Raw genomic sequence first — 24,079 nt, 5'->3', positions numbered from 1 at the left:
CATGACGATCCCTCACCGCTCGACCGGCACCGGCGACCACCACGTCCTGGTCCTGCACGACTGGTTCGGCACCAGCGCGGGCTGGGGCCCGTTCCTCGACTGCCTCGACGGCGACGCCTTCGGCTACGCCTTCTTCGACTACCGCGGCTACGGGCAGCGCAAGGACGTCCCCGGCGCGTACACGCTCGCCGAGATCGCCTCCGACGCGCTCGCCCTGGCCGACCGGCTCGGCTGGGACCGCTTCTCCCTGGTCGGCCACTCGATGGGCGCCAAGGCGGCGCAGCAGGTGCTCGCCGAGGCGCCGCTGCGGGTCCGCAAGCTGGTCGGCCTGGCCCCGGTGCCGGCCGGGCCGTACCCGCTGGACGAGGCGGGCGAGGCGCTGTTCCACGGCGCCGCCGAGGACCGGGAGAAGCGCTTCGCGATCCTCGACCTGGTCACCGGCAGGCGGGCCGGCCGGGTCTGGCTGGACCGGATGGTCGACCAGTCCCTGCGACTGTCCACCCCCGAGGCCTTCGGCGGCTACGTCCGCGACTGGACGACGGCCGACCTGACCCGCCGGGTCGACGGCAACCCGGTGCCGGTCAAGGTGATCGTCGGCGAGTACGACCTCGCCCTCACCACCGAGGTGATGCGCGGCACCTTCCTCACCCACTACCCCAACGCCGAACTGGAGGAGCTCGCCGGCTGCGGGCACTACCCGATGTACGAGGCCCCGGTGGCCCTGGCCGTCGCGATGGAGGGCTTCCTGCACGACTGAGGCCGCGGGCGCGCCGGCGCCCGGGGTCAGATCCCGAGGCCGCGGACGACCAGGTCCAGCAGGGCGAAGCAGAACAGCGAGATGCCCACGAAGCCGTTGGTCTGGAAGAACGCCCGGTTGAGCTTCGACAGGTCGTTCGGCTTCACGATGGTGTGCTCGTAGACGAACGCGCCCGCGACGACCGCGAGGCCGGTCCAGAAGGCCACGCCGGCGTCGGTGAGGACCGCGAACCAGCCCAGCAGCAGCGTGGTCAGGAGGTGGCACACCCGCGCACCGCGGATCGCGGCCGGGATGCCGAACCGGGCCGGGACGGAGCGCACCTTGCCGTGGCGGTCGGACTCGACGTCCTGGCAGGCGTAGATCAGGTCGAAGCCACCGATCCAGATGCCGACCGCCGCGCCGAGGACTGCGGCCTCCCAGGACCAGCTGCCCGTCACCGCGAGCCAGGCGCCGACCGGCCCCATCGCCTGGGCCAGCCCCAGGATCGCCTGCGGGAAGTCCGTGAACCGCTTGCCGTACGGGTAGACCACCATCGGCACCACGGCCACCGGCGCGAGCGCCAGGCAGAGCGGGTTCAGCATCGCGGCGGCGCCGAGGAAGACCACCAGCGCGACGGCCGAGCCGACGTACGCGGTCTTCAACGAGACCGCGCCGGTGACCAGTTCGCGGGTGGCGGTGCGCGGGTTCCGGGCGTCGATCTCGCGGTCGATGATCCGGTTGGCCGCCATCGCGAAGGTCCGCAGACCGACCATGCACACGGTGACGACGAACAGTTCGCCCCAGTGCACCCGCTTGTCCGCGAGGAACATCGCGGTCAGCGCGGCGATGTAGGCGAAGGGCAGGGCGAAGACCGAGTGCTCGATCATCACCAGGCGCAGGAACGCCTTCGTCCGCCCGGGGACCTCTACCGCGGCCGTGCTGCTCACAGTCCGTACTCCTTCCAGCGGCGGTTCACCAGCGCGGCCGTCGCCGGGTCCGAGGAGACCATCTCCGGCCAGCCGCCGTCCCGGGTGTACCCCTCCTCGGGCAGCTTCCTGGTCGCGTCGATGCCGGCCTTGCCGCCCCAGAACTGCTGGTACGAGGCGTGGTCCAGGTGGTCCACCGGGCCCTCGACCACGGTGAGGTCGCGGCTGTAGTCGACGTTGCCGAAGGCCCGCCAGGCCACTTCCCGGTAGTCGTGCACGTCGCAGTCGGAGTCCACCACGATGATCAGCTTGGTCAGCGACATCATGTGCGCGCCCCAGATCGCGTGCATCGTCTTCTGGGCGTGCTTGGGGTACTTCTTGTCGATCGAGACGATCACGCAGTTGTGGAAGCCGCCGGCCTCGGGCAGGTCGTAGTCGACGATGTCCGGGATGATGATCTTCAGCAGCGGCAGGAAGAACCGCTCGGTGAACTTGCCCAGCGGGCCGTCCTCGGTCGGCGGGCGGCCGACCACGATGGACTGGAGGATCGGACGGCGGCGCATCGTCACGCAGTCGATCGTCAGCGCGGGGAACGGCTCCTGCGGGGTGTAGAAGCCGGTGTGGTCGCCGAACGGGCCCTCGGGCAGCGTCTCGCCGGGCTCCAGCCAGCCCTCCAGGACCACCTCGGCGTCGGCCGGGACCTGGAGCGGCACCGTCTTGCAGTCGACCATCCGCACCCGCTCGCCCGCGATGAAGCCGGCGAAGAGGTACTCGTCGATGTCCCCCGGCAGCGGCGCGGTGGCCGCGTAGGTGACGGCCGGGGGGCAGCCGAAGGCGATCGCGACCGGGAGGCGCTCGCCCCGCTTGGCCGCCACCGCGTAGTGGTTGCGGCTGTCCTTGTGGATCTGCCAGTGCATGCCGATGGTGCGGCGGTCGTGCCGCTGGAGCCGGTAGAGGCCCAGGTTGCGGATGCCGGTGTCCGGGTCCTTGGTGTGGGTCAGGCCCAGGTTGAAGAAGGAGCCGCCGTCCAGCGGCCAGGTGAAGAGGGCGGGCAGCTCGTCCAGGTCGACGTCGTCGCCGGTGAGCACCACCTCTTGCACCGGGGCGTCACCGGACTTCACGTTCCGGGGCGGGACGTGCGCCATCGAGGCGAGCTTGCCGAAGGCGTCCCGGAAGCCGGTGAAGCCCTGCGGCAGCTCCGGCCTGAGCAGCCCGGCGATCTTCTCCGAGATGTCGTCCGGGCCCTTGAGGCCGAGCGACTTGGCCAGCCGCCGCTCGGTGCCGAAGACGTTCATCGCCAGCGGCATCGACGATCCCCTGACGTTCTCGAAGAGCAGCGCCGGGCCCTTGGCCTTCTGCACCCGGTCGACGATCTCGCCGATCTCCAGGTGCGGGTCCACCTCCGCCTTGATGCGCTTGAGGTCGCCCTCGCGGTCGAGGGCCCGGAGAAACGAGCGGAGATCGTCGTATGCCATGCCTGTCAGTATCCGCCACCCGATAGCCTGGCCGGGTCAAGGGCCCCTGGAAGGCGCCCGCCGCCACCGTCGCCGCCAGGGAGGAGAACCCGGCCGTGCTGAGGATTCTTCTGACCATCATCCTTCCGCTCGCGCTCTGGGTCTGGGCGTTCGTGGACTGCCTGACCACGCCCGAGGACGAGGTGAAGCACCTGCCGAAGGTGGTCTGGGTGCTGATCGTGCTGCTCTTCCCGCCGCTGGGCCCGATCGCCTGGCTGATCGCCGGCAAGCGGCGCGGCTTCCTGCCGGCCGCCCCCGCCGGGGCCCACGCGGGGTACCCGGCCGACGACCGCCAGGGCCGCCCGGCCCCGCGCGGCGGACGGCCGACGGCGCCGGACGACGACCCGGAGTTCCTCGCCTCGTTGAAGAGGAACGACAAAGACCACGAGGACATGCTGAAGCAGTGGGAGTCCGATCTGCGGCGTCGCGAGCGCGAGCTGCGCGACCGCGACGAGCCCGAGGACGGCAAGAAGAGCTGATCGGAGCCGGTCCGACCGCTCGCCCGGACAGCCCACCCCTCACACCCGGGGTGGGCTGCGGTGTTTTTGGCGCTTCCCTACGACTTTCCGCCGCCCCGCCCGGCCGGCAACCGTTCCGCCGCCGGACTTGAGCAGACCTTGAGCGCGGCCCCGGAGGACCGGCCCACATTGCTAAAAGACGGCCCTGACCTGCGCTTTCCTTCATGCTCAGATCATCGGGCCATCACCTGCCCGACAACCCCCGGTACCCGAGTGAACACCGAGCGCTCAGCGGCTGAACCAACTACTTCTGTCCAGGCCTGACAGCTAAACGAACCCGACCTTGTACGGAATCGACGCCGAAACCAGCGCACGGCCCCTCGTACAGTCATAAGTGAAGAAAGTGATTCGCAGCCGGGGGCACAGCATGACGTTGGCTGTCGGACAGTTCCCTCACCCTTGGAGTGGTTCGAGATGACGGTTGTGCATGAGGCGCAGGTCGACGGTGGGGCCCCCGAGGTCCCGGCCGACGCCCGCGGACGGGTCGCCGAGCTGCACGAGCTGCGCGAGAAGGTGCGCCGCGGCCCCAGCGACAAGGCCACCGAGGCCCAGCACGCCAAGGGCAAGCTGACCGCCCGCGAGCGCATCGAGCTGCTGCTGGACGAGGGCTCCTTCCGCGAGGTCGAGCCGCTGCGCCGGCACCGCGCCCAGGGCTTCGGCCTGGAGGCCAAGAAGCCGCACACCGACGGCGTGATCGTCGGCTGGGGCACGGTCCACGGCCGCACCGTCTTCACCTACGCGCACGACTTCCGGATCTTCGGCGGCGCGCTGGGCGAGGCCCACGCGCAGAAGATCCACAAGATCATGGACATGGCCATCGCGGCCGGTGCCCCGCTGGTGTCGCTGAACGACGGCGCCGGCGCCCGCATCCAGGAGGGCGTCACCGCCCTGGCCGGCTACGGCGGCATCTTCCAGCGCAACACCAAGGCCTCCGGCGTCATCCCGCAGATCTCGGTGATGCTCGGCCCGTGCGCCGGCGGCGCCGCCTACTCCCCCGCGCTGACCGACTTCGTCTTCATGGTCCGCGAGACCTCGCAGATGTTCATCACCGGCCCCGACGTCGTCCAGGCGGTCACCGGCGAGAAGATCACCCAGAACGGCCTCGGCGGCGCGGACGTGCACGCCGGCGTCTCCGGTGTCTCCCACTTCGTCTACGACGACGAGCAGTCCTGCATCGAGGAGGTCCGCTACCTCCTGTCGCTGCTGCCGCAGAACAACCGCGAGATGCCGCCGTCCGTGATGACGGACGACCCGGTCGAGCGCCGCAACGACAGCCTGCTGGACCTGGTGCCCGCCGACGGCAACCGCCCGTACGACATGCGCAAGGTGATCGAGGAGGTCGTCGACCACGGCGAGTTCCTGGAGGTCCACGAGCGCTGGGCCACCAACGTGCTGTGCGTGCTCGCCCGGGTCGACGGCCACGTCACCGGCATCATCGCCAACCAGCCGCAGTCGCTGGCCGGCGTGCTGGACATCAACGCGAGCGAGAAGGCCGCCCGCTTCGTCCAGATGTGCGACGCCTTCAACATCCCGCTGGTCACCCTGCTCGACGTCCCCGGCTTCCTGCCCGGCGTCGACCAGGAGCACGGCGGCATCATCCGGCACGGCGCCAAGCTGCTGTACGCGTACTGCAACGCCACCGTGCCGCGCATCTCGCTGATCCTGCGCAAGGCCTACGGCGGCGCCTACATCGTGATGGACTCCCGCTCGATCGGCGCGGACCTGTCCTACGCCTGGCCGACCAACGAGATCGCCGTGATGGGCGCCGAGGGCGCGGCCAACGTCATCTTCCGGCGCGAGATCAACGCCGCCGAGGACCCGGACGCCATGCGCGCCCAGAAGATCAAGGAATACAAGAACGAGCTGATGCACCCGTACTACGCGGCCGAGCGCGGCCTCGTGGACGACGTCATCGACCCGGCCGAGACCCGCCAGGTGATCGCCTCCGCCCTGGCCATGCTCCGCACCAAGCACGCCGACCTGCCCAGCCGCAAGCACGGCAACCCGCCGATGTAACGCCCGCTCCACCGCAGCAGTCCACCGGGGCACCCGCCCCAGACCACAGCAACCCGGGGGAGAAACCAGGACATGACCGCTTCCGCCGAACCCCTCGTCCGCATCGTCCGCGGCAGTCTCACCGACGAGGAACTCGCCGCCCTGACCGCCGTCCTCGCCGCGCGCGCCGCCGCGCAGCAGGCCGCCGCCGCCGCTCCCGTCGAGCCGATCGCCAGCTGGCAGCGCCTGGAGCGCCGCCCGGCGTACTACTCGCCGGTCAGCTGGCAGCAGGCCGCCTGACGGCCCACGGCCCTGGCCTCCGGCCGGTCACCCCGTTCGGGTGACCGGCCGTCGTGCGTTCCCCCCGGGGCCGCGCGGGCCCGGCGCTCCCACCTGCCCGAGCGAGGCCGGAAGGGCCCGCGAAAGGCTCGGTAGGATACCTGCTGGACGGTATGCGTCCGCCGCCCCGTCCGCCCCCACAGGACCGGCCGCTGCCGAGTACCAGAACTTTCCAGGGAGGCTGCGATGGCCAGGCAGGCACGCGCGCTGGCGACCCGCCAGGCGGTACTCATCGCGGCGGCCGAGGTGTTCGACGAGCGGGGCTACGCCGCCGCCACGATGTCCGAGATCCTGGACCGCGCCGGTGTCACCAAGGGCGCGCTGTACTTCCACTTCGGCTCCAAGGAGGAGCTGGCGCTCGCCGTCATCGAGGGGCAGGGCGCCTTCATCTCCGGCTGGGAGCCGACCGCGGACAGTCCGGTGCAGAACCTGATCGACCTCGGGTACGCCTTCGCCCGCGCGCTCCTGACCGACCCGCTGGTGCGCGGCAGCATCCGGCTGACGATCGAGCACGGCAGCTTCACCCAGCCGCAGCTCGCGGCCTACCAGGGGTGGATGGACACGGTCCGGGTCCTGCTGGAGCGGGCCAGGGAGGCGGGGGACCTCCACCCGGGGATCGACCTGACCGCGGCCTCCGGGGTGATCACCGGCGCCGTCACCGGCATCCAGCTGAGCTCCCAGGTGCTGGCCGACCGGCAGGACCTGATCCAGCGGCTGTCGGACCTGTGGACGCTGCTGCTGCCCGGCCTGGTCCAGCCGCACGCCCTCGCCCGGCTGAGCGTCGGCGGGCGGGCCTGAGGCACCGGGCGGGCCCGAGGCACCTCGCCGGGCGGGCCCGAGGCGCCGGGCGGCCCCCGTCGGCCGGCTCCGGTCAGACCCGGTAGCCGCCCCGGTGCTCGGCCGCCACCAGGGCCGGCAGCGCGGCCGTCCAGAGCCGGCTCACGGCCTCGGGCCCCGGCCGGTCCGTCTCCTCGCCCGCCAGCAGCACCTGGCCGGCCGCCGCCGCGGTGAGCAGTTCGGCGGCGGCCCGCCGGTCCACCCCGGCGCACAGCTCACCGGCCTCGGCGGCACGGTCCAGCAGGCGGTGGACGACGGCGGTGAGGCTGCGCCAGGCGACGTCCGGGCCCACCGGGCCGGGCGCACCGTCCCGGGCGCCGCCCCGGCGCGGAGGGCCCGGACGGCCGAGCCGGACGCCGGCCCGCACCACCACGTCCTCGCGCAGCATCCCGGCCAGTTCGTGCGAGAAGTCGATCAGGCCCTGGAGCGCCGGGCCCTCGGCCCGCAGGGCGCGCAGCGCGGCCGAGCCGACCTGCCGCCCGGCGGCGCAGCGCACCCCGTCGGCGAGGGCCTGCTTGGACACGAAGTGGAAGTAGAGGGCCCCCTTGCTCACCCCGGCCCGGCGGCTGATGTCGACCAGGCTGGCGGCCTCGAAGCCCACCCGCGCGAAGGTCTCCGCGGCGGCGAGCAGTACGGCCCGCCGGGTCCGCCCAGCCCGTTCCTGCTTGACCACTGGCCCCCTCCGGACTCGGCCGGGCGCGATCCCCACCCCGCCCGGCTGCTGTCGGCGCGTCCCCTTCGGGGAGCGGCGCTCGCATGCGGAGCGTACCGTCCGAAACCGCATGGTTGGTATCTAATCTAGCGCTTGCTCCGCCCCCGCCGTCCAGCGGGGACGGCCCTCCCCCCATGGCCTGAGCCACCCAGAACAGGCATTCCCCCAGTCCACGGCAGGTAGCGTGATCGGGCCGGTACGGTCGGCCGGGGCACCCCCAGTCGCCAAAGACAAACCGGGTGGTATGTATGTTTTGCTCGGACGGCCGTGGCGGCCGCTCCGACCGACACCCTGAAGCGGGGGCCAGTCATGCCATCGATCGTAGAGCCGGACCCGCACGGCCCGTACCCCCACCCCGGCCCGGGCGACGCCGACGGTCCCGGCTTCCACGACGGCCCCGCGACCGGCTACGACTTCCACGACCGGACCGTCTCCCGGCACCTGGTGCACCGCGCCTCGGTGTCCGAGGTCTTCCTCACCGGCTGGCAGGCCACCGGCCCGTACGACTTCCTGCTCGGCGCCCAGTGGCCCCGGCTGCACGGCTTCTACCGGCTGCCCGGCGACCGCTACCACGACCCGGTGCTGCTGGCGGAGACGATCCGGCAGGCCGGTCTGCTGATCGGCCACGCCGGGTTCGGGGTGCCGCGCGGCCACCAGTTCGTCATGGAGGACCTCTCCTACGCGCTCGGCGAGCCCGGACTGCCCGGCCTGGCCGTCACGCCCGGCCCCGTCTCGCTGATGCTCGGCGTCGGCTGCGAGGACGTCCGGATGCGGCACGGCGGGCTGGTCTCGCTGCGGGTGCGCATCGAGGTCACCAGGGAGGGCCGGCCGATCGGCCACGGCACCGGCCAGCTGCGGGTCCTCTCCCCCGCCTCGTACGCCCGGCTGCGCGGCCCCGCGCGGCGCGTCGTCCCGCCGCGGCCGCCGGCGCCCGCCGCGCCCGAACTGGTCGGCCGCGCCCAGCCCGCGGACGTGGTGCTCAGCCCGACCCTGGCACCGGACACCTGGCTGCTGCGGGCCGACGTCACGCACCCGGTGCTGTTCGACCACGAGCTGGACCACGTGCCGGGAATGCTGGTGCTGGAGGCCGCCCGGCAGGCCGCCCAGCGGCTGTGCCACCCCGAGCCGGTGGTACCGGTCGAGCTGGTGACCTCCTTCGGCCGCTACATCGAACTGGACCGGCCCTGCTTCGTCCGGGCGGCCACCGAGCCGGCCGCGACCGGCGGCCGTCCGGCCGTCCTGGTCCAGCTGCTCCAGGACGGCCGGACGGCGGCCGAGTGCCGGGTGCTCACCGAGCCGGTGCACGGACCGGCCGGGGAGCCGGGGGTGCCGGCCAGGCGGGACGCCTACGACGGCCGCCCCGCCACGCCCGGCCTCGGCGGCACCCGGCTGCCGCTGGCGAGCTGACGGCCGCGCTCAGGCGGCCATCAGCGCGGACGGCCGGCCCGCGTGCATCACGCTCAGGTTGGTCGCCAGCCTGACCGGGTCCTGGGCCAGCCAGAGCCGCAGCGCCGCGCCCAGGGCGGCGCTCGCCGACTCGACCCGGACGTCGGTGATCTGCGCGATCCTGGCCGCGCCGGGCACCAGCAGGTCGGCCAGCGGGGTCGGCAGCCAGACCGTCAGGGCGCAGGGCGCGGGCACCGCCAGCGCCCCCAGCAGCCGGTAGGCGTCTCCCGGCGCGCTGAGCGTGGGGATGATGTCCAGCAGCGCGTCGGACACCACCTCGGACACGTCGCTCCGGTGTCCCTGGGCGAGCCTGCGGAGCAGCATGCGCTCGGCGGCGGTGATTCGGACGGTCAGCATGACCTCGTCGCACTCCATCGCGCGATTTCCTCCTCGAATCCCTCTCGCACCGGCCGGCGGCCGGCGCGCACTACCCCTGTCTGCACCTCGGCCCGGCTACCTGTGGGAGAGCCGGGCCGGTGGGTGATCGTGTGCCCCGGTCAGATCCCCGCGTAGGAGTGCTTTCCGGTGACGAAGATGTTCACGCCGTAGTAGTTGAAGAGCCAGCAGGCGAACGCCGCCAGCGCCAGGTACGCGGCCTTGCGGCCCTTCCAGCCGGCCGTCGCCCGGGCGTGCAGGTAGCAGGCGTAGGCGACCCAGGTGATGAACGACCAGGTCTCCTTCGGGTCCCACTCCCAGTACTTGCCCCAGGCCGCCTCGGCCCAGATCGCGCCCGCGATGATGGTGAAGGTCCACAGCGGGAAGACCAGGGCGTTGATCCGGTAGGACAGCTTGTCGAAGGTGGACGCGGCGGGCAGCCGGTTGCACACCGAGACCCGGACGCGGGCCAGCAGGATCCGCGTCCGCGAGTACGTCCGCCCGTCGTGCGAGCGCGCCGCGCCCGGCTGGAGGAAGTCGTACTTCCCGGCCTCGACCCGGGTGTGGTACGAGTCCTGCCACAGGTACAGCAGAGTGGCGATGAACGCCGCGTAGAAGGCGCCGCCGCAGAAGATCGCGGTGGACACGTGGATCGCCAGCCACGGCGAGTGCAGCGCCGGGACGAGCTGCTCGGAGTCGGTGTACAGCACCGTGGTGGCGATGCCGAGGGTCAGCAGCACCGCGAGGACGACCGGCAGGCCGAGCCAGCGGACCTTCTTCTTCGCGGCCAGCAGCACCAGGTACGCGGCCGTCATCGCGAAGGCGAAGGCGCAGGAGAACTCGTACATGTTGCCCCACGGCCAGCGGGACACCGACAGGCCGCGGGTGACGATCCCGCCCACGTGCAGCAGTGCCGCGAGCACGGTGAGCGAGATGGCGATCCGGCCGGCCAGGTCGGCCTTCTCGTTGGTGCCGGCCGCGCCCGGACCGTCCTCCTCGTCCGCCGCGCGCCCGCTGGTGACCACCGTCGCGCCCTCGCCCGCGATCGCGGTGCGGGTGAGCGTGGTGGTGCCGCCACCGGCGCCGGCCACGGTGACGGTGACCTTCTTCGCGCCCTTCGGCGCCGCTGCCGCGACGGTCTCGCCGAGGCTGCCCGCCTGCTCCTTCGAGCGGACGGCGACGGCGCCCTTGCTGCCGAAGGTCCACTCGATCATGTGGGCGAACATGGCGAGCGTGTAGACCACCATCGCCGAATAGATCAGGTTGTTGGAGAGGTCGGCCAGCTGTGGGTCGACCGCCGAGGCGAGTTGCACCGTCTACTCCTTGGAGTTCTGGTCGGCAGGGACTGCGGGGGCTGAGGCCTCGGCCTCGGGGTCGTCGGGCACTGCGTCGGGCTCGGGCGCGGCGGCCGGTCGCCCGGCGCCGTCCTCATCGTCCTCGTCGTCCCCGTCGGGGGCCGGGGCGTCGTCCCCCTCGGAGGCCGGGGCGTCGTCCTGGAGGTCCACCGCGAGTTCCGCCAGCTCCTCGGCGATCTTCGCCGACTCGCTGCGGGCCAGGCCGGCCAGCTCCACCTGGGTGCCGCCGCCCGGCAGGGCGACCGCCCGCACCCAGATCCGGCGGCGCTGGATGAACAGCGAGCCGATCAGGCCGAGGATCGCCAGCACGCCGCCGGCCAGGGCGATCTCGTTGCCCGGGCGGTGCGTGACGTTGAAGCTGGCCCACTGCTTGTAGCCCTCGAAGGTGACGGAGCCGTAGCCGTCGGGGAGGGTCCAGCCCTGGCCCGGCTTGAGCCTGGCCTTGGCCGGCTGGCCGTCCTGGGTCAGCTGGGTGAGCTTGCGGGTGTTGAGCTGGTAGACGTTCTGCGGCAGGCCGGAGTCGGTGCCCAGGTCGCCCGCGAAGGCGTTCAGCACCAGCTCGGGGGCGGCGGCACCGGGGAACAGCGAGACCGGTCCGGTGCCCTCGAAGCTCAGCGGGGCGGTCGGCAGGAAGAAGCCGGAGAAGCCCATCTGGGTCTTGTTGCCGTCGGGACCGACGCCGTAGTCGGAGGCCTTCACGACGCCGGTGGAGGTCAGGTTGCCGTCCTGCGGCAGGAACGGGACGGCGCCCTGGTAGACGACGTCGCCCTTGCCGTTCTTGAGGGTGATCACCGGGGCGTAGCCGTGGCCGATCAGGTAGACCTTGCTGCCGCCGATCTCCAGCGGGTGGTTGACCTCGATCGTCGACTGCTTGAGCTTCGACTGGTCGCTGCCCCCGTAGTACTCGACGTTCGCGGTGAACTGCCGGGCGGCGCCGATCTGGTCGCCCTTGGTCTGGAACTCCGAGGTGAAGCCGTTCAGCTTCAGGTAGAAGGGGTCCAGGTCCTGGCTGCCGTAGAACCGGGTGCCGGTGAAGTCGTCGAGCTGGGTGATGGTGTTGGAGTAGCCCTCGCCCTCGACCATCAGCTTGCCGCCGGTGCCGGCGGCCAGGCTGGACCAGGCGAAACCGCCGAGCAGCGCGAACAGCGACAGGTGGAACAGCAGGTTGCCGACCTCGCGCAGGTAGCCCTTCTCGGCGGCCACCGCGCCGCCGGACAGGTGGGCGCGGAAGCCGCGCCTGCGCAGCAGCCGGTGCGCGGCGGCGTTCACCGTCCCGGCGTCCGCCGTGGTGCGCCAGGCCGCGTGCACCGGCATCCGGGTCAGGTTGCGCGGCGCGGCCGGCGGCTGGGAGCGCAGCACTCCGACGAACTGCCAGGTGCGCGGGACGATGCAGCCGGCCAGCGAGACGAACAGCAGGATGTAGATCGCGGAGAACCAGACCGAGCTGTAGACGTCGAACAGCTGGAGCTTCTCGTAGATCGGCGCGACCGTGGTGTGCTGCGCCTTCCAGGTCTGCACCTTGAACTGGTTCTGGCCGTTCTGCGGGATCAGCGAGCCCGGGATGGCGGCCAGTGACAGCAGGAACAGCAGGACCAGGGCGACCCGCATCGAGGTCAGCTGGCGCCACATCCAGCGCGCCCAGCCGAACGCCCCTATGCCGACCGGTCCCTCGGACTCGACCGGCGCGGTGCTGAGCCGTTCGGCGGCGGCGTCGTCCGGCGCCGGGGGCTGCTCGGTCTCGGTCGTGGTCTTGCTCACGGTCAGATTCCGATCTGGAAGTCGGCGGTCCAGGACTGCAACTCGCTCATCATCGAGTCCCAGATCCCGGTGACGAGCAGCAGACCGACCGCGACGAGCATGCCGCCGCCGATCCTCATGACGAGCGGGTAGTGCCGCTTGACCCAGCCGAAGGCGCCCAGCGCCCTGCGGAAGGCCACCGCGGCCAGGATGAACGGTACGCCGAGGCCCAGGCAGTAGAAGGTGGTCAGCAGCGCGCCGCGCTGGGCGTCGGCCTGGTTCAGGGCCAGGTTCTGCACGGCCGTCAGGGTCGGCCCCATGCAGGGCGTCCAGCCGACGCCGAACACCACCCCGAGCATCGGGGCGCCCAGCAGGCCGACGGCCGGGCGGCGGTGCGACCGGACCTCGCGCATGCTCAGCCCTGGCACCAGGCCCATGAACGCCAGGCCCATGACGATGGTGAGCGAGCCCAGCACGACGCTGATGATCCGCTTGTAGTCCTGGAGCTCCTGGCCGAAGTAGCCGAACAGGGCTCCGGTGGAGACGAACACCGCGGTGAAACCGAGGATGAACAGCACCACGCCGAGCAGCATCCGGCCGCGCCGGGAGCCGCGGGCGTCCGCGAGGTCCGCGGCGGAGAAGCCGGTCACGTACGACAGGTAGCCGGGGACGAGCGGAAGCACGCACGGCGAGAAGAAGGACGCCAGCCCCGCCAGCAGCGCGACCGGAGCGGCGGCCAGCAGCGCGCCGCTCTGGACGGTCGAGGTGGTGTCGGCGAGCTGCTGCGTCGGACTCACTGCTTCTGCTCCGCGACCACCGGCTGGAGGATCGACTCCAGCGCGTCCTCGGTGGTGCCGCCGACGGCGCGGGCGGCGAGCTTGCCGTCGCGGTCGACGATCAGGGTGGTCGGGATGGACTGCGGGTTGAGGCTGCCCTTGGGGAACTTCAGCAGCTGGGTGCCGGCCGGGTCGAACAGGCTCGGGTACGTGACGCCCTGCTCCTGCTCGAAGCGGACGGCGTTCTGCTTCTCGGTGTCCCGGGTGTTGATGCCGAGGAACCGGACGCCCTGGTCCTTGTACTTCTCCGAGACGTTCTGGAGGCTCTTGGCCTCGGCCCGGCAGGGACCGCACCAGGAGCCCCAGACGTTCAGCACGACGACCTTGCCCCGGTAGTCGGAGAGCTTGGCCGGGGTGCCCTCCAGGGTCTCCCCGGTGATGTCCGGCGCGTCCCCGCGCTTGCCGGCGTCCGCCTTCGACAGGTTGGTGCCCTTGACCGTGACGAAGCCGACCTGGCCCTCGCCGCTGCCCGACGAGCCCGCGGAGGAGCAACCGGTGAGGGCGAGCGCAGCGGCGGCGACGGTGGCGGCGGCTGCTGCGGCGACACGGGGACGGGGACGCGTCATGGCAGACATGTGAAAAGTTTCGCATGGAGTTCCGGGCCGGTTCGCCGGGGTCCTCCCTTGCGCGTGGCACCCCTTCTGACCTGCGACGAAATCGGGTCACCCGGCAGATACCAGGTGACCCGAAGTCATACTTACCTACCGCTTACGCGGGGTTAGGCGCCGAAGCTCTTGCCCACCGGCTTGTCTCCCTTGCGGCCCTTGCCCACCAGGTGCGCGGGCAGCAGGTCGCGGGCCGGCTCGCGGTAGCCGACCGAGACGATCCTGTCGTCCTCGAAGGTGAAGCTGGTCAGCGAGGCCAGCGAGCACTGCCGGTTGCGCGGGTCGTGCCAGAGCCGGCGGCGCTCCACGAAGGAGCGGAGGATCCAGATCGGCAGCTGGTGGCTGACGCAGACCGCCTCGTGCCCGCGCGCGGCGTCCCTGGCGGCGCCGAGCGCACCCATCATCCGCACCACCTGGTCGAGGTACGGCTCGCCCCAGGAGGGCTTGAACGGGTTGGTGAGGTACTTCCAGTAACCCGGGTTCCGCAGCGAACCGTCGCCGACGCCGAAGGTCTTGCCCTCGAAGACGTTCTCCGCCTCGATCAGCCGCCCGTCCACCGCGACCTCCAGGCCGTGTGCCCCGGCGATCGGCGCGGCGGTCTCCTGGGCCCGCTCCAGCGGGGAGGCCACCACATGGGTGACGTCCCGGTCGGCCAGGTCCTCACCGACCCGCTCGGCCATCTTCCGGCCCAGCTCGGACAGGTGGTAGTCCGGCAGCCGCCCGTACAGGACGCCCTCCGGGTTGTGCACCTCGCCGTGCCGCATCACGTGGACGACGGTGATCTCTTTGGCGCTCACTTCTCGACTACTCCTGGGACTCAGAGGGTTCAGGCCGTGGCGGCGGCAGCGGCGCGCGCGGCGGCCGGCAGCGCGGCGGCGATCCGCTCGATCGCCCGCTCGTCGTGGGCCGCCGAGACGAACCAGGACTCGAAGGCGGACGGCGGCAGGTAGACGCCCTCGGCCAGCATCGCGTGGAAGAAGGCGGTGAAACGGTACGCCTCCTGGGTCTTCGCCTCGTCGTAGTCGGTGACGGCGGCCTCGGTGAAGAACACCGAGAACATGTTCCCCGCGGTCTGGAGACGGTGCGCCACGCCCTCCTTGGCGAGCGCCTCGGTGACCAGGCCGGAGATCTCGACGGCGACCCGGTCCACCGTCGCGTACACCTCGTCGGTGCAGCCGCGCAGCTGGGCCAGGCCGGCCGCGGTGGCGATCGGGTTCCCGGACAGGGTGCCCGCCTGGTAGACCGGGCCGGCCGGGGCCAGGTGCGCCATCACGTCGGCGCGGCCGCCGAAGGCCGCGGCCGGGAAGCCGCCGCCCATGACCTTGCCGAAGGTCAGCAGGTCCGGCGCCCAGCCCTCGTTCGCGGCCTCCAGGCCGTACCAGCCGGCCTTGGAGACGCGGAAGCCGGTCATCACCTCGTCGGAGATGAACAGCGCGCCGTTCTCCCGGCAGAGCCGGGCCAGGCCGCCGTTGAAGCCGGGCAGCGGCGGGACGACGCCCATGTTGCCGGGCGAGGCCTCGGTGATCACGCAGGCGATCTCGCCCGGGTGGGCGGCGAACGCCCGCTCGACGGCGGCCAGGTCGTTGTACGGCAGCACGATGGTGTCGCCGGCCTGGGCGCCGGTGACGCCCGGGGTGTCCGGCAGGCCGAAGGTGGCGACGCCGGAACCGGCGGCGGCCAGCAGCGCGTCCACGTGACCGTGGTAGCAGCCGGCGAACTTGACCACCTTCGCGCGGCCGGTGAAGCCGCGGGCCAGCCGGATCGCGGACATCGTGGCCTCGGTGCCCGAGGAGACCAGGCGGACCTGCTCGACCGGGGCGACCCGGGCGACGATCTCCTCGGCCAGCTCGACCTCGCCCTGGCCGGGAGTGCCGAAGGAGGTGCCGTGGGAGACGGCCCGCCGGACGGCGTCGATCACCTCGGGGTGCGCGTGGCCGAGGATCATCGGACCCCACGAGCACACCAGGTCGACGTACTCGCGGCCGTCGGCGTCGGTGAGGTAGGGGCCGGTGCCGGACACCATGAAGCGCGGCGTGCCGCCGACCGCGCGGAAGGCGCGCACCGGGGAGTTGACGCCGCCGGGGGTCACCACGGAGGCGCGGTCGAACAGCGACTGGGACTGGGGGGCTTCGTAGGGATAGCTCACAAAAGACATGGTCTCAAATCGTGTCCTTGCGCTCTGCATGTCCGACCCGATCATCTGGAACGATGATCCGGGCACCGTTGTCTGTACGGTTGTCCGTACAGCAGGGGCCGCTGACTGCACCGGACCGGGGACCAGTCAGACTGTGTACACAGAGTGCGCAGGCGCTCCGGTCTGTGTGCAGGGGTGTGGAGAGGACTGCCGCGTACCGCGAGTGGGTACGGCGGCGCATGACGGGTAAGGAGCACGACCGGTGGGACGCCGGACGTGCGGGGGTCTGTCGATTCCGGCGAATTCCGGTGAGGATGGTCCGAGTGTCCGAGGCGCAGGACGGCTACGACGAGGCCGCGGGGGGCTCCCGCCGGCCCACCGAGGCCGCACGCGGGGGTACGGGAGCGGGTGCGGGAGCGGGTACGGGTCGAGGTCGTCGCGGCGGTGAGAGGCGGGGTGAGGGACGCGTGGGGGTGACGTACAAGTACTTCGGCGCCCCCGACCGCGCGACCGCCGCCAGAGTCCCCACCGCCCTGGGGCCCGGCGGACTCGGCCTGGACGCCGGCGAGCTCGGCTCGCTGGGGCGGCTCGGCGACCTGATGGAGACCAGCGGCTCCCCCACCGGCCACCTCTCCACCAAGATCAAACCGGAGACCATGAGCGCCATGGTGCTCACCGGCATCCAGGGCGTCCCCCTGCACCAGGTGCCGCCGCTGGAGCTGGTCGTGCTGCACCCCGACTACGCCGTCGTCCAGCTCCCCCACAACGTCGTCGAACCACTGCGCAAGGCCGACGAGACCGAACTCGGCGCCGCCGCGTTCATCTGGTCCACCGTGCCGGACCGGCGCGGACCGCGGGACGCGTTCGTGATCTACAGCATGCTGCACGAGTGGCAGGACTTCGCCAACCGCCTGCACGAGGCCGGACACCAGCTGTACTGCCTGGTCTGGCCCTGACGCCGGGCGCCCCGGCCCGCGCCGAACGCGGACCGGGGCGGGCCCGGTTGACGGCGGATCAGTTCTGCCCTCCGGCCGGCCGCAGGACGGCGGCGGCGAGCAGCAGAGCCATCGTCAGCAGGCCCGCGGCCACCCCGAAGGCGAGCCGGAATCCAGCCGTGAGGGCCTCGGACGCCGGGTGTCCGGCGGCCACGAGGGCCCCGGTGCGGCCGTCGGCGAGGGTGGTGAGGACGGCGACCCCGAGCGCGCCGCCGACCTGCTGGGTGGTGTTGAAGAGGCCGGAGGCGGTGCCCGCGTCCGCCGGCCCCGCGCCCGACATGCCGAGCACCGTGAGCGCCGAGATCGCCAGGCCGAAGCCGGCCGCGAGCAGCATCGTGGGCAGCAGGTCGAGGACGTAGTCCCCGTCCGCGGGCAGCCGGACCAGCAGCGCCAGGGCGGCGACCAGCAGGACCAGCCCGGCCAGCAGCACCGGGCGCTCGCCGAAGCGGGCGTTCAGCCGGGCGGACAGCGTGAGCGAGACGGTGCCGATGGCGAGTGCCGCCGGGAGCATCGCCAGGCCGGTGGCGGCGGGGCCGTAGCCGCGGACGTTCTGGAGGTAGAGCGCGACCAGGATCTGGAAACCGAACAGCGCGGAGACCATCAGCACCTGTACGGCGTTGGCGCCGGAGACGTTGCGCGAGCGGAACATCCGCAGCGGGAGCAGGGGTTGGGCGGCCCGCGCCTGGCGGAGCAGGAACCCGGCCAGCAGGGCGAGCGAGAGCGCGCCGAGGCCGAGGGTTCGGGCGGAGGCCCAGCCGTGCTCGCCGGTGCCGACGACGGTGTAGATGCCGAGCATCAGCGCGGCGGTGATCAGCACGGCGCCGAGGACGTCGGCGCCGGCCCGCAGGCCGGGACCCCGGTCGGACGCCAGCACCCGGACGGACAGCAGCACGGCGGCCAGGCCCAGCGGCAGGTTGATCAGGAAGATCCAGTGCCAGTCGAGCGCCTGGGTGAGCACCCCGCCGAGGACCTGGCCGATCGAGGCGCCGGCCGCGCCGACGAAGCCGAACGCGCCGATCGCCCGGCCGCGTTCGGCCGGCTCGGGGAAGAGCGTGACGATCATCCCGAGGCTGACCGCGGAGGCCATCGCACCGCCGACGCCCTGGAGGAAGCGGGCGGCGATCAGCATCTCCTGCCCGGTGGCGACGGCGCAGAGCAGCGAAGCGGCGGTGAAGACGGTGAGCCCGGCGACGAACATCCGCTTGCGGCCGATCAGGTCGCCGAGCCGCCCGGCCAGCAGGAGCAGGCCGCCGAAGGCGATCAGGTAGGCGTTGACCGTCCAGGTGAGGCCGGCGGGCGAGAAGTGCAGGTCGTCCTGGATCGCGGGCAGCGCCACGGTGACGATCGAGCCGTCCAGGATGATCATCAGCATTCCCGCGCAGAGCACCGCGAGGGCGAGCGGGCGGGAGCGGGCGGGGGTCGCGGAAGCCGGCCTGGGGGCGGCCGGGGCGTGCGTGGTCATGGCGGTTCTCCCGGTTCGTCGAGTACCGGGTAGGACGCTATCAGATCGTTTTGTTCGGGACTATCTATCTCGGGAGCAGATTGGGCTTCCGGGATCAGCCCCGGGAACGGCGGGCCCGGCGGACGGTGCGCTCGACCTCGACCGGCTCCGCGAGGTGCCCCTCCACCAGGTGCGTCAGCGCCGAGACGAACACCTCGCGCTCGGGCTGCGGCAGCGCCTCCAGCAGCTCCCGGTGCACCCGGTCGGCGATCGCGGTGCCCTCCGTCACGGTCCGCTCGCCCGCCGCGGTGACCGAGACGATCCTGGCCCTGCGGTCGGTCGCGGACGGACGACGCTCGGCCAGGCCGGCCTTCTCCAGCTCGTCGACGGTGACCACCATGGTGGTCTTGTCCAGGTCCGCCAGCTCGGCCAGCTGGATCTGGGTGCGCTCGGCCTCCTGCGCGTGGAACAGCACGCAGTAGGCGCGCGGGGTGATCCCCAGCTCGGTGAAGGCGGCCGCCATCCGGGTGGCCAGCACGTGGCTCGCGTGGTCCATCAGCCCGGAGATGTCGCGGATCTGGCGCACGGGCGGCGGGGTCGTCGTCATGGCTCCGAGGTTAGCAACGGCCCGTCTGCTGCCGGATGATCCCGTTGCCAACCAACGCCGGGTCTACGGGATGCCCAACTCGAACAGCGCATAGCCCGCGTACCAGCCCGCCGCGAGGACCGGCATCGCCAGCAGCCCGGCGAGCGAGGAGGTCCGCATCCGGCGCAGCGCCACCGCCAGGCCGATGCAGAGCGGGAAGGCGGGCAGCAGGTAGCGCGAGATGTTGCCGAAGATCTGGTTGCTGCTCAGCGCGGTGAGGATGGTGAGCGCGGTGTAGACCCACAGCACCAGCGGCGGCCGGGTGCGCCAGAACAGCACCAGCAGCCCGGGCAGGGCGATCAGCAGGGCGATCGCGATCAGGTCGGGGACGGGGTTGGACTGCCAGAAGTCCCAGTGCCCGGTGATCACGTCCATGATCGTGCGCAGGGTGGAGGCACCGCCGTCGAAGTAGCGGTTCCAGGCGCCCTGCTGGAGCTTGAAGTAGCCGCCCCAGTCGCCCATCTTCCAGCCGACCCAGGCGACGTAGCCGATCAGGCCCCAGGGGGTGATCAGCATCGCGGTCAGCGGGCGGGCCACCCCGTCGGTGCGGCGGACCAGCGCGACCAGCGCGGCGATGGAGACGGCCGCGATCAGCGCGGCGGCGGTCGGCCGGTTGAGGCCCGCCACCAGCGCCAGCAGGCCGGCGGCGAGCCAGCGGTGGGTCATCACGCAGTAGCAGGCCCAGGCGGACAGCGCGACGAACAGCGAGTCCGAGTAGACCGCCCACTCCACGCCCGAGCCGGGGAACAGGCCCCAGAGCACCGCGGCGATCACGCCCGCGCGGTAGCCGCCGAGCCGCTCGGCGACGGCGAAGATGCCGGCCGCGGCGACGAACGAGGCGAGCACCGAGACGACGATCCCCGAGCCGTACGGGCCGAGCCCGGTGACCGTGCCGACCAGCCGCATCAGCCAGGGGTAGAGCGGGAAGAAGGCGGCCGAGTTCTCGTAGTAGGTGGCCAGCGGGAAGCCGTGCAGCGGGATCAGCTGCGGGTCGTACCCGTTCTCGGCGATCCGCTGGTACCAGACGCCGTCCCAGGTGCCCAGCACGTCCCAGGCGTTGGTGCCGCCGCCGCGGCCCGGCTGCTTCTTCAGGTAGTCGCCGGTGTGCGAGAGCAGCAGCATGAAGACGGTCAGGCCGATGGCCTTGACCACCGCGTACGCGCCCAGCGCGGGCGCGAAGCGGTCCACCAGCGCCCCGAACCGCCCGGGCTCCCGGCCCGTCCGCTCCTCGGGGGCCTCCGCCGGCGCCCCTTCGGGCGCTCCGGGCTGGGTGCTGGACGACTCGGTGCTCGATGCCGTGCTCATCTGGTCTGGGTACTCCCCGCCCCGCTCGTGTCCGCGCGGCTCCGGCGCAACGATTTTCCCGTGAGCCTACGGCACGTCCCCGCGCCGAAAACCGCTGGCGTCCCCCGACCGTCGCCCAGCACCATGCCGCCCATGCCGAATACCCCGCCGCCCCGCCGCGTCCACGGCCGACTCCGGCCGACCGTGAACGCGGCCTTCGCCGCCCGGGTGGGGGCGGCGACGGGGTGAGGGCGGGCGGGGTGGATCAGCCGTGGACGTAGACGATGCCGAGCTTGGTGAGCTGCCAGAGCTGGTTGGGGGCTCCGGTGTCGGTGGCGAGTTCGACGTACGGGTTGCCCTTGGCGTCGAGGGTGCCGCCGGTGGCCAGGACCTTGGTCTGGTCCTGCGAGTCGGCGATCCGGTAGCGGCCGTTGCCGGCCGGCTTGAAGACCCAGTGCTGGTTGCCGCCGCCGGTGCAGCGCCACTGCTGGATCCGGGTGCCGGGGGCGGTGGAGGCCGCGTTGGCGTCCAGGCACATGTCGCGGTTGCCGCTGAAGTCGAGCTCGTAGCTGCCGCCGGCCTTGGCCTCCAGGACGAAGGACTGGTTCAGCCCGCCGGTGGCCGGATAGGTGATCGCGGGCCGGCCGTCGGTGGAGTCGCCGTAGCTGCCGCCGCCGCTGAGGTCGAGCGCGTTGCCGCCGGCCGCGTTGGTCAGCTGGTACCAGGAGCCGTCCTCGGGGACGTCGCCGAACGGCTGTCCGGGGCTGAGCGGCTGGATCGAGGTGGTGTTCTGCTGGTTGAGCGTGCAGTACGCCTGCGCCAGCTCGGGCCGGGAGTAGAACTGGCCGAGGCAGACGCCCTCGCCGCGGTAGCCGGCCACCCGCAGGTGGTACGACTGGCGGACCATGTTCATGCACAGCCCGGGGATGCCGATCTGCGAGTCGCAGCCGTTGCGCACCCACTCGGAGAGGTTGATGACGTCCCCGTTGCTGTACTCGTACGGGGAGGTCGTCCACTCCGCGCAGACCTCGTGCCCGAAGGCGACCCGCCGCTGGTCCAGGTACCGGACGCCGGGCACCTGCTCGGCCGCGCCGCGCAGCGCGTCGCTGAGCGTCGGCACCACCCAGTTGTGGCCCCAGGCGAGGTCCTCGGGGAAGGCCGGGCAGCCGTCGGCGACCTTGCCGACGTAGTCGTTGCGCCGGATGTCCGGGGTGATCGGGTTGAAGTACGACTGGTAGACCAGCTGGTACGAGGAGTCGGCGTAGCCGGCCCTCCGCATGGTCTGACGGATGTTCTGGAGCGCCGCGACCACCTTGGGCTGGACGCCCTTGGCCCGGCGGCGGATCTCGTCGCTGCCGATGGTGTCCCGGCAGCCCTGGTCCTTGGGGATCGGGAAGTACTGCGCCAGGCAGTGCATCATGATGCCGCTGAAGTCGAAGTCGTCATTGGCGCCGATGGTGACGACGACCATCTTGACGTCGTACCTGGCCGCCGTGTCGGCCAGCTTGACGTCCTGCTTGGGCTCGCCGAAGTCGCCGCTGCCGGGGCCGGTGATCTTCGCCAGCTCCGGGTCGCTGACCAGGTCGCCGGTCTGGGCGCCGGAACAGGCGAGGTCGATCGGGGTGACCCCGGGGATGTCGGTGACGAAGATCTCCGACTTGGGATGGCGGTGGCAGTAGTTGGTGGGACTGTCCGTCTCCGGGAAGTAGCCGTCGTTGGTGTCGGTGCCGGCGCCCTCCCCCGAGATGGCACTGTCGCCGAGGGCGACGATCGCGGACGGGCGGGCGGCGGCCACGGGCGCGGCCGGGGCGGGATCGGCCAGGGCGACGGGGGCGCCGGCCAGGCCGAGGGTGGCGAGGAGGGCACCGGTGGCGAGCAGCGCGGCGCACCGGGAGGCACCCGGGCGCGTCCGCCGCGCAGCCGACAGTGGGGACCTGATCACACGCGACTCCTTGCGAGGGTGGGGACCCGCTTCGGCGGGGCGCCGAGCGGCTCTGGGCAAGAGAGGAGCAGGGAAAGGTGAGCAGGTCTCGCATTCTAGGAACTGACAAGTAACACAACAAGACGTGTGACATCACCGGGAACTGACGGGACCACAGATTCCGGGGAAACGAGGAGCCGCCGCCCCGCGCCCCAGGAGGGAAGCGCGGAGCGGCGGCTCTCACCGGCCGAACCGGGTGCTGGATCAGCCCACGTTGGCGCACTTGTTGCCGAACGCGGGGTTCAGCAAGCCGATGATGTCGATGGTGTTGCCGCAGACGTTCACCGGAACGTGCACCGGGACCTGGATCTGGTTGCCGGAGACGACACCGGGGGAACCGGCGGCGACGCCCTGGGCGCCGGAGCTGGCCATCGCGGCACCGGCGCCGCTGGCCACGATGCCCACCACGGCCGCGCCGACGGCGGCGGTCTTCTTGATGCTCATAGCGAGCCTCCTGACTGTTCGACAGAGATGCACGGGGAGTGCGACATCTAGAACGAGACCCCACCGGACCGGTTGCGACAGGCCGCCCACTGTCACCCGTCCGGCCCAACGGCGCCGCGGGCCCGGCATTCGGGTGATCGAAGGACCGGACCGTTTCCCGATCCGCGGTTCCTCGTTCTCCCTCACGGAACCCGGTCTCCACGGCCCCCACGCGGCGGGCCTCCCATACCCGGCGCCCGGCAACCCGTGCCGGATCGCCTGACCGGAATTCCACCGTCGCGCCTTTGTCCGAGCCTTTCCCGGCCGTGCGGGAACCGTTTCGAGAGGCACCGCGACACGGCGGCCGCGGCCACGCCCGAGCCATGGGCGGAACACGCCGGTGTGCGCCGCCCGAGTGACAATCGCGGCAATCCCTGAAGCCCTCGGGTGAGTATTTCGTGCTCGCCCGGCTCCCGACATTTCCCTTCCGTCGGGCAGAAATCGGAGGAATGACATGCGCAACTTCAAGAAGGCCGCCGTCCTGTCGCTGGCCGCCGGCGGCCTGGTGCTCGGTGCCGCCGGTGGCGCGGCCGCCAGCGCGGGCGCCGAGGGCGTCGCCGCCGGCTCTCCCGGCGTGCTCTCCGGCAACCAGATCCAGATCCCGGTCCACGTGCCGATCAACCTGTGCGGCAACACCATCAACATCATCGCCCTGCTGAACCCGGCGTTCGGCAACGAGTGCGTCAACGCCGGCTGAACCCGCCGTCGCCGCACCGGCGACAGCTGATTCACCCGAGCCCGTGCCGCGCCCCGCAGCGCCGGGGCGCGGCACGCTCCACCCGTGTGTGATCGAGGAGATCAACCCCCATGCAGAACATGAAGAAGGCCGCCGTCCTCTCCGCCGCCGCTGCCGGCCTGGTGCTGGGCGCGGCGGGCTCCGCCGCCGCCAGCGCGGGCGCCGAGGGCGTCGCCGCCGGCTCCCCCGGTGTCATCTCCGGCAACCAGATCCAGGTGCCGATCCACATCCCGGTCAACCTGTGCGGCAACTCCGTCAACATCGTCGGCCTGCTGAACCCGGCGTTCGGCAACACCTGCGCCAACGTGGAGGCGCCGCCCGCGGACGACTGCTGATCCCCGATCGGCACGCGTACCGGCCGTCCTGCCCCCCGACCAGTCGGCCGGGGGGCAGTTCGGCGTCCCCGGACAGCCGTCCGGGACTCCCGATCCACCGAAGGGTGATCACG

24 protein-coding genes are annotated in these 24,079 nt (G+C 71.9%); 9 read left to right on the top strand and 15 right to left on the bottom strand.

Annotated elements, in window-relative coordinates:
* Position 1: 1 nt before the first annotated feature.
* Positions 2-757, top strand: a complete 756-nt coding sequence (locus tag ACZ7C5_RS10490) for an alpha/beta fold hydrolase (RefSeq protein WP_401080064.1) — start codon at positions 2-4, stop codon at positions 755-757.
* A gap of 26 nt (positions 758-783) precedes the next feature.
* On the opposite strand, the gene mqnP is transcribed toward ACZ7C5_RS10490, so the two are convergent.
* Both mqnP and ACZ7C5_RS10480 read right to left on the bottom strand, forming a co-directional pair.
* On the bottom strand, positions 784-1,683 hold the full coding sequence (mqnP, locus tag ACZ7C5_RS10485; protein ID WP_401080066.1) for a menaquinone biosynthesis prenyltransferase MqnP: 900 nt from the start codon (positions 1,681-1,683) through the stop codon (positions 784-786).
* Positions 1,680-3,137: a menaquinone biosynthesis decarboxylase gene (locus ACZ7C5_RS10480; protein ID WP_470322416.1), complete on the bottom strand. Its 1,458-nt coding sequence runs from the start codon at positions 3,135-3,137 to the stop codon at positions 1,680-1,682. The genes mqnP and ACZ7C5_RS10480 overlap by 4 nt, the downstream gene beginning before the upstream one ends.
* A 95-nt stretch (positions 3,138-3,232) precedes the next feature.
* On the opposite strand from ACZ7C5_RS10480, the gene ACZ7C5_RS10475 reads away from it, so the two are divergent.
* The 4 genes from ACZ7C5_RS10475 (at position 3,233) to ACZ7C5_RS10460 (ending at position 6,826) form a co-directional block, all read left to right on the top strand.
* Positions 3,233-3,655: a PLD nuclease N-terminal domain-containing protein gene (locus ACZ7C5_RS10475; RefSeq protein ID WP_188301342.1), complete on the top strand. Its 423-nt coding sequence runs from the start codon at positions 3,233-3,235 to the stop codon at positions 3,653-3,655.
* Between the two features lie 453 nt (positions 3,656-4,108).
* The gene (locus ACZ7C5_RS10470) at positions 4,109-5,710 is read left to right on the top strand and encodes an acyl-CoA carboxylase subunit beta (protein WP_188301341.1); all 1,602 of its coding nucleotides are present in this window, start codon (positions 4,109-4,111) and stop codon (positions 5,708-5,710) included.
* Between the two features lie 72 nt (positions 5,711-5,782).
* Positions 5,783-5,989, top strand: a complete 207-nt coding sequence (locus ACZ7C5_RS10465; RefSeq protein ID WP_188301340.1) for an acyl-CoA carboxylase epsilon subunit — start codon at positions 5,783-5,785, stop codon at positions 5,987-5,989.
* A gap of 225 nt (positions 5,990-6,214) precedes the next feature.
* Entirely contained in the window at positions 6,215-6,826 is a 612-nt protein-coding gene (locus ACZ7C5_RS10460) for a ScbR family autoregulator-binding transcription factor (RefSeq protein WP_401080072.1), read from the top strand.
* 73 nt (positions 6,827-6,899) lie between these two features.
* Here the strand turns inward: ACZ7C5_RS10460 and ACZ7C5_RS10455 are convergent, their stop codons facing one another.
* Positions 6,900-7,538 (bottom strand): ScbR family autoregulator-binding transcription factor, encoded by a 639-nt coding sequence (locus ACZ7C5_RS10455; RefSeq protein WP_470322415.1) that lies wholly within the window; start codon positions 7,536-7,538, stop codon positions 6,900-6,902.
* Positions 7,539-7,886: 348 nt separating this feature from the next.
* On the opposite strand from ACZ7C5_RS10455, the gene ACZ7C5_RS10450 reads away from it, so the two are divergent.
* Positions 7,887-8,984, top strand: coding sequence for a ScbA/BarX family gamma-butyrolactone biosynthesis protein (locus tag ACZ7C5_RS10450; protein ID WP_470322414.1), 1,098 nt, complete (start codon positions 7,887-7,889; stop codon positions 8,982-8,984).
* Between the two features lie 9 nt (positions 8,985-8,993).
* On the opposite strand, the gene ACZ7C5_RS10445 is transcribed toward ACZ7C5_RS10450, so the two are convergent.
* The 7 genes from ACZ7C5_RS10445 to hemL form a co-directional block, all read right to left on the bottom strand.
* Complete coding sequence (locus tag ACZ7C5_RS10445; RefSeq protein WP_188301337.1) at positions 8,994-9,380, bottom strand: hypothetical protein; 387 nt, start codon at positions 9,378-9,380, stop codon at positions 8,994-8,996.
* Between the two features lie 140 nt (positions 9,381-9,520).
* Positions 9,521-10,711 carry a c-type cytochrome biogenesis protein CcsB gene (gene ccsB, locus ACZ7C5_RS10440; protein WP_188301336.1) on the bottom strand — a complete coding sequence of 397 codons (1,191 nt, stop codon included), beginning with the start codon at positions 10,709-10,711 and terminating at the stop codon, positions 9,521-9,523.
* A 3-nt stretch (positions 10,712-10,714) separates the two neighbouring features.
* Positions 10,715-12,511, bottom strand: coding sequence for a cytochrome c biogenesis protein ResB (gene resB / locus ACZ7C5_RS10435; protein WP_470322413.1), 1,797 nt, complete (start codon positions 12,509-12,511; stop codon positions 10,715-10,717).
* Positions 12,512-12,513: 2 nt separating this feature from the next.
* Complete coding sequence (locus ACZ7C5_RS10430) at positions 12,514-13,287, bottom strand: cytochrome c biogenesis CcdA family protein (protein WP_401080082.1); 774 nt, start codon at positions 13,285-13,287, stop codon at positions 12,514-12,516.
* The gene (locus tag ACZ7C5_RS10425) at positions 13,284-13,901 is read right to left on the bottom strand and encodes a TlpA family protein disulfide reductase (RefSeq protein ID WP_401080084.1); all 618 of its coding nucleotides are present in this window, start codon (positions 13,899-13,901) and stop codon (positions 13,284-13,286) included. Before ACZ7C5_RS10425 ends, ACZ7C5_RS10430 begins: the two co-directional genes overlap by 4 nt.
* A 143-nt stretch (positions 13,902-14,044) precedes the next feature.
* Complete coding sequence (locus ACZ7C5_RS10420; protein WP_188301360.1) at positions 14,045-14,695, bottom strand: histidine phosphatase family protein; 651 nt, start codon at positions 14,693-14,695, stop codon at positions 14,045-14,047.
* Positions 14,696-14,757: 62 nt separating this feature from the next.
* Positions 14,758-16,086, bottom strand: a complete 1,329-nt coding sequence (gene hemL, locus ACZ7C5_RS10415; protein WP_470322412.1) for a glutamate-1-semialdehyde 2,1-aminomutase — start codon at positions 16,084-16,086, stop codon at positions 14,758-14,760.
* A 452-nt stretch (positions 16,087-16,538) separates the two neighbouring features.
* On the opposite strand from hemL, the gene ACZ7C5_RS10410 reads away from it, so the two are divergent.
* A complete protein-coding gene (locus ACZ7C5_RS10410) occupies positions 16,539-17,021 on the top strand; it encodes a hypothetical protein (protein WP_078589103.1) in 483 nt (160 codons plus the stop codon).
* Positions 17,022-17,079: 58 nt separating this feature from the next.
* On the opposite strand, the gene ACZ7C5_RS10405 is transcribed toward ACZ7C5_RS10410, so the two are convergent.
* From ACZ7C5_RS10405 to ACZ7C5_RS10385, 5 genes are all read right to left on the bottom strand, one after another.
* Positions 17,080-18,522 (bottom strand): MFS transporter, encoded by a 1,443-nt coding sequence (locus tag ACZ7C5_RS10405; protein ID WP_470322411.1) that lies wholly within the window; start codon positions 18,520-18,522, stop codon positions 17,080-17,082.
* Between the two features lie 94 nt (positions 18,523-18,616).
* The gene (locus tag ACZ7C5_RS10400) at positions 18,617-19,108 is read right to left on the bottom strand and encodes a MarR family winged helix-turn-helix transcriptional regulator (RefSeq protein ID WP_401080089.1); all 492 of its coding nucleotides are present in this window, start codon (positions 19,106-19,108) and stop codon (positions 18,617-18,619) included.
* Positions 19,109-19,171: 63 nt separating this feature from the next.
* The gene (locus ACZ7C5_RS10395; protein ID WP_401080091.1) at positions 19,172-20,452 is read right to left on the bottom strand and encodes a hypothetical protein; all 1,281 of its coding nucleotides are present in this window, start codon (positions 20,450-20,452) and stop codon (positions 19,172-19,174) included.
* A gap of 244 nt (positions 20,453-20,696) precedes the next feature.
* A complete protein-coding gene (locus tag ACZ7C5_RS10390; protein WP_401080093.1) occupies positions 20,697-22,373 on the bottom strand; it encodes an RICIN domain-containing protein in 1,677 nt (558 codons plus the stop codon).
* Positions 22,374-22,616: 243 nt separating this feature from the next.
* A complete protein-coding gene (locus ACZ7C5_RS10385) occupies positions 22,617-22,856 on the bottom strand; it encodes a chaplin (protein ID WP_401080095.1) in 240 nt (79 codons plus the stop codon).
* Between the two features lie 493 nt (positions 22,857-23,349).
* Here ACZ7C5_RS10385 and ACZ7C5_RS10380 point away from each other — a divergent pair, with 493 nt between their 5' ends.
* Together ACZ7C5_RS10380 and ACZ7C5_RS10375 are read left to right on the top strand one after the other, a co-directional pair.
* A complete protein-coding gene (locus tag ACZ7C5_RS10380) occupies positions 23,350-23,592 on the top strand; it encodes a chaplin (RefSeq protein WP_401080097.1) in 243 nt (80 codons plus the stop codon).
* A gap of 110 nt (positions 23,593-23,702) precedes the next feature.
* Entirely contained in the window at positions 23,703-23,966 is a 264-nt protein-coding gene (locus ACZ7C5_RS10375; protein ID WP_401080099.1) for a chaplin, read from the top strand.
* Positions 23,967-24,079: the final 113 nt, after the last annotated feature.

It is taken from the genome of Kitasatospora sp. NPDC036993 (assembly GCF_055607525.1).
Note: the sequence above shows the minus strand (reverse complement) of the source record. Positions and strands in the feature narration are given on the sequence as shown.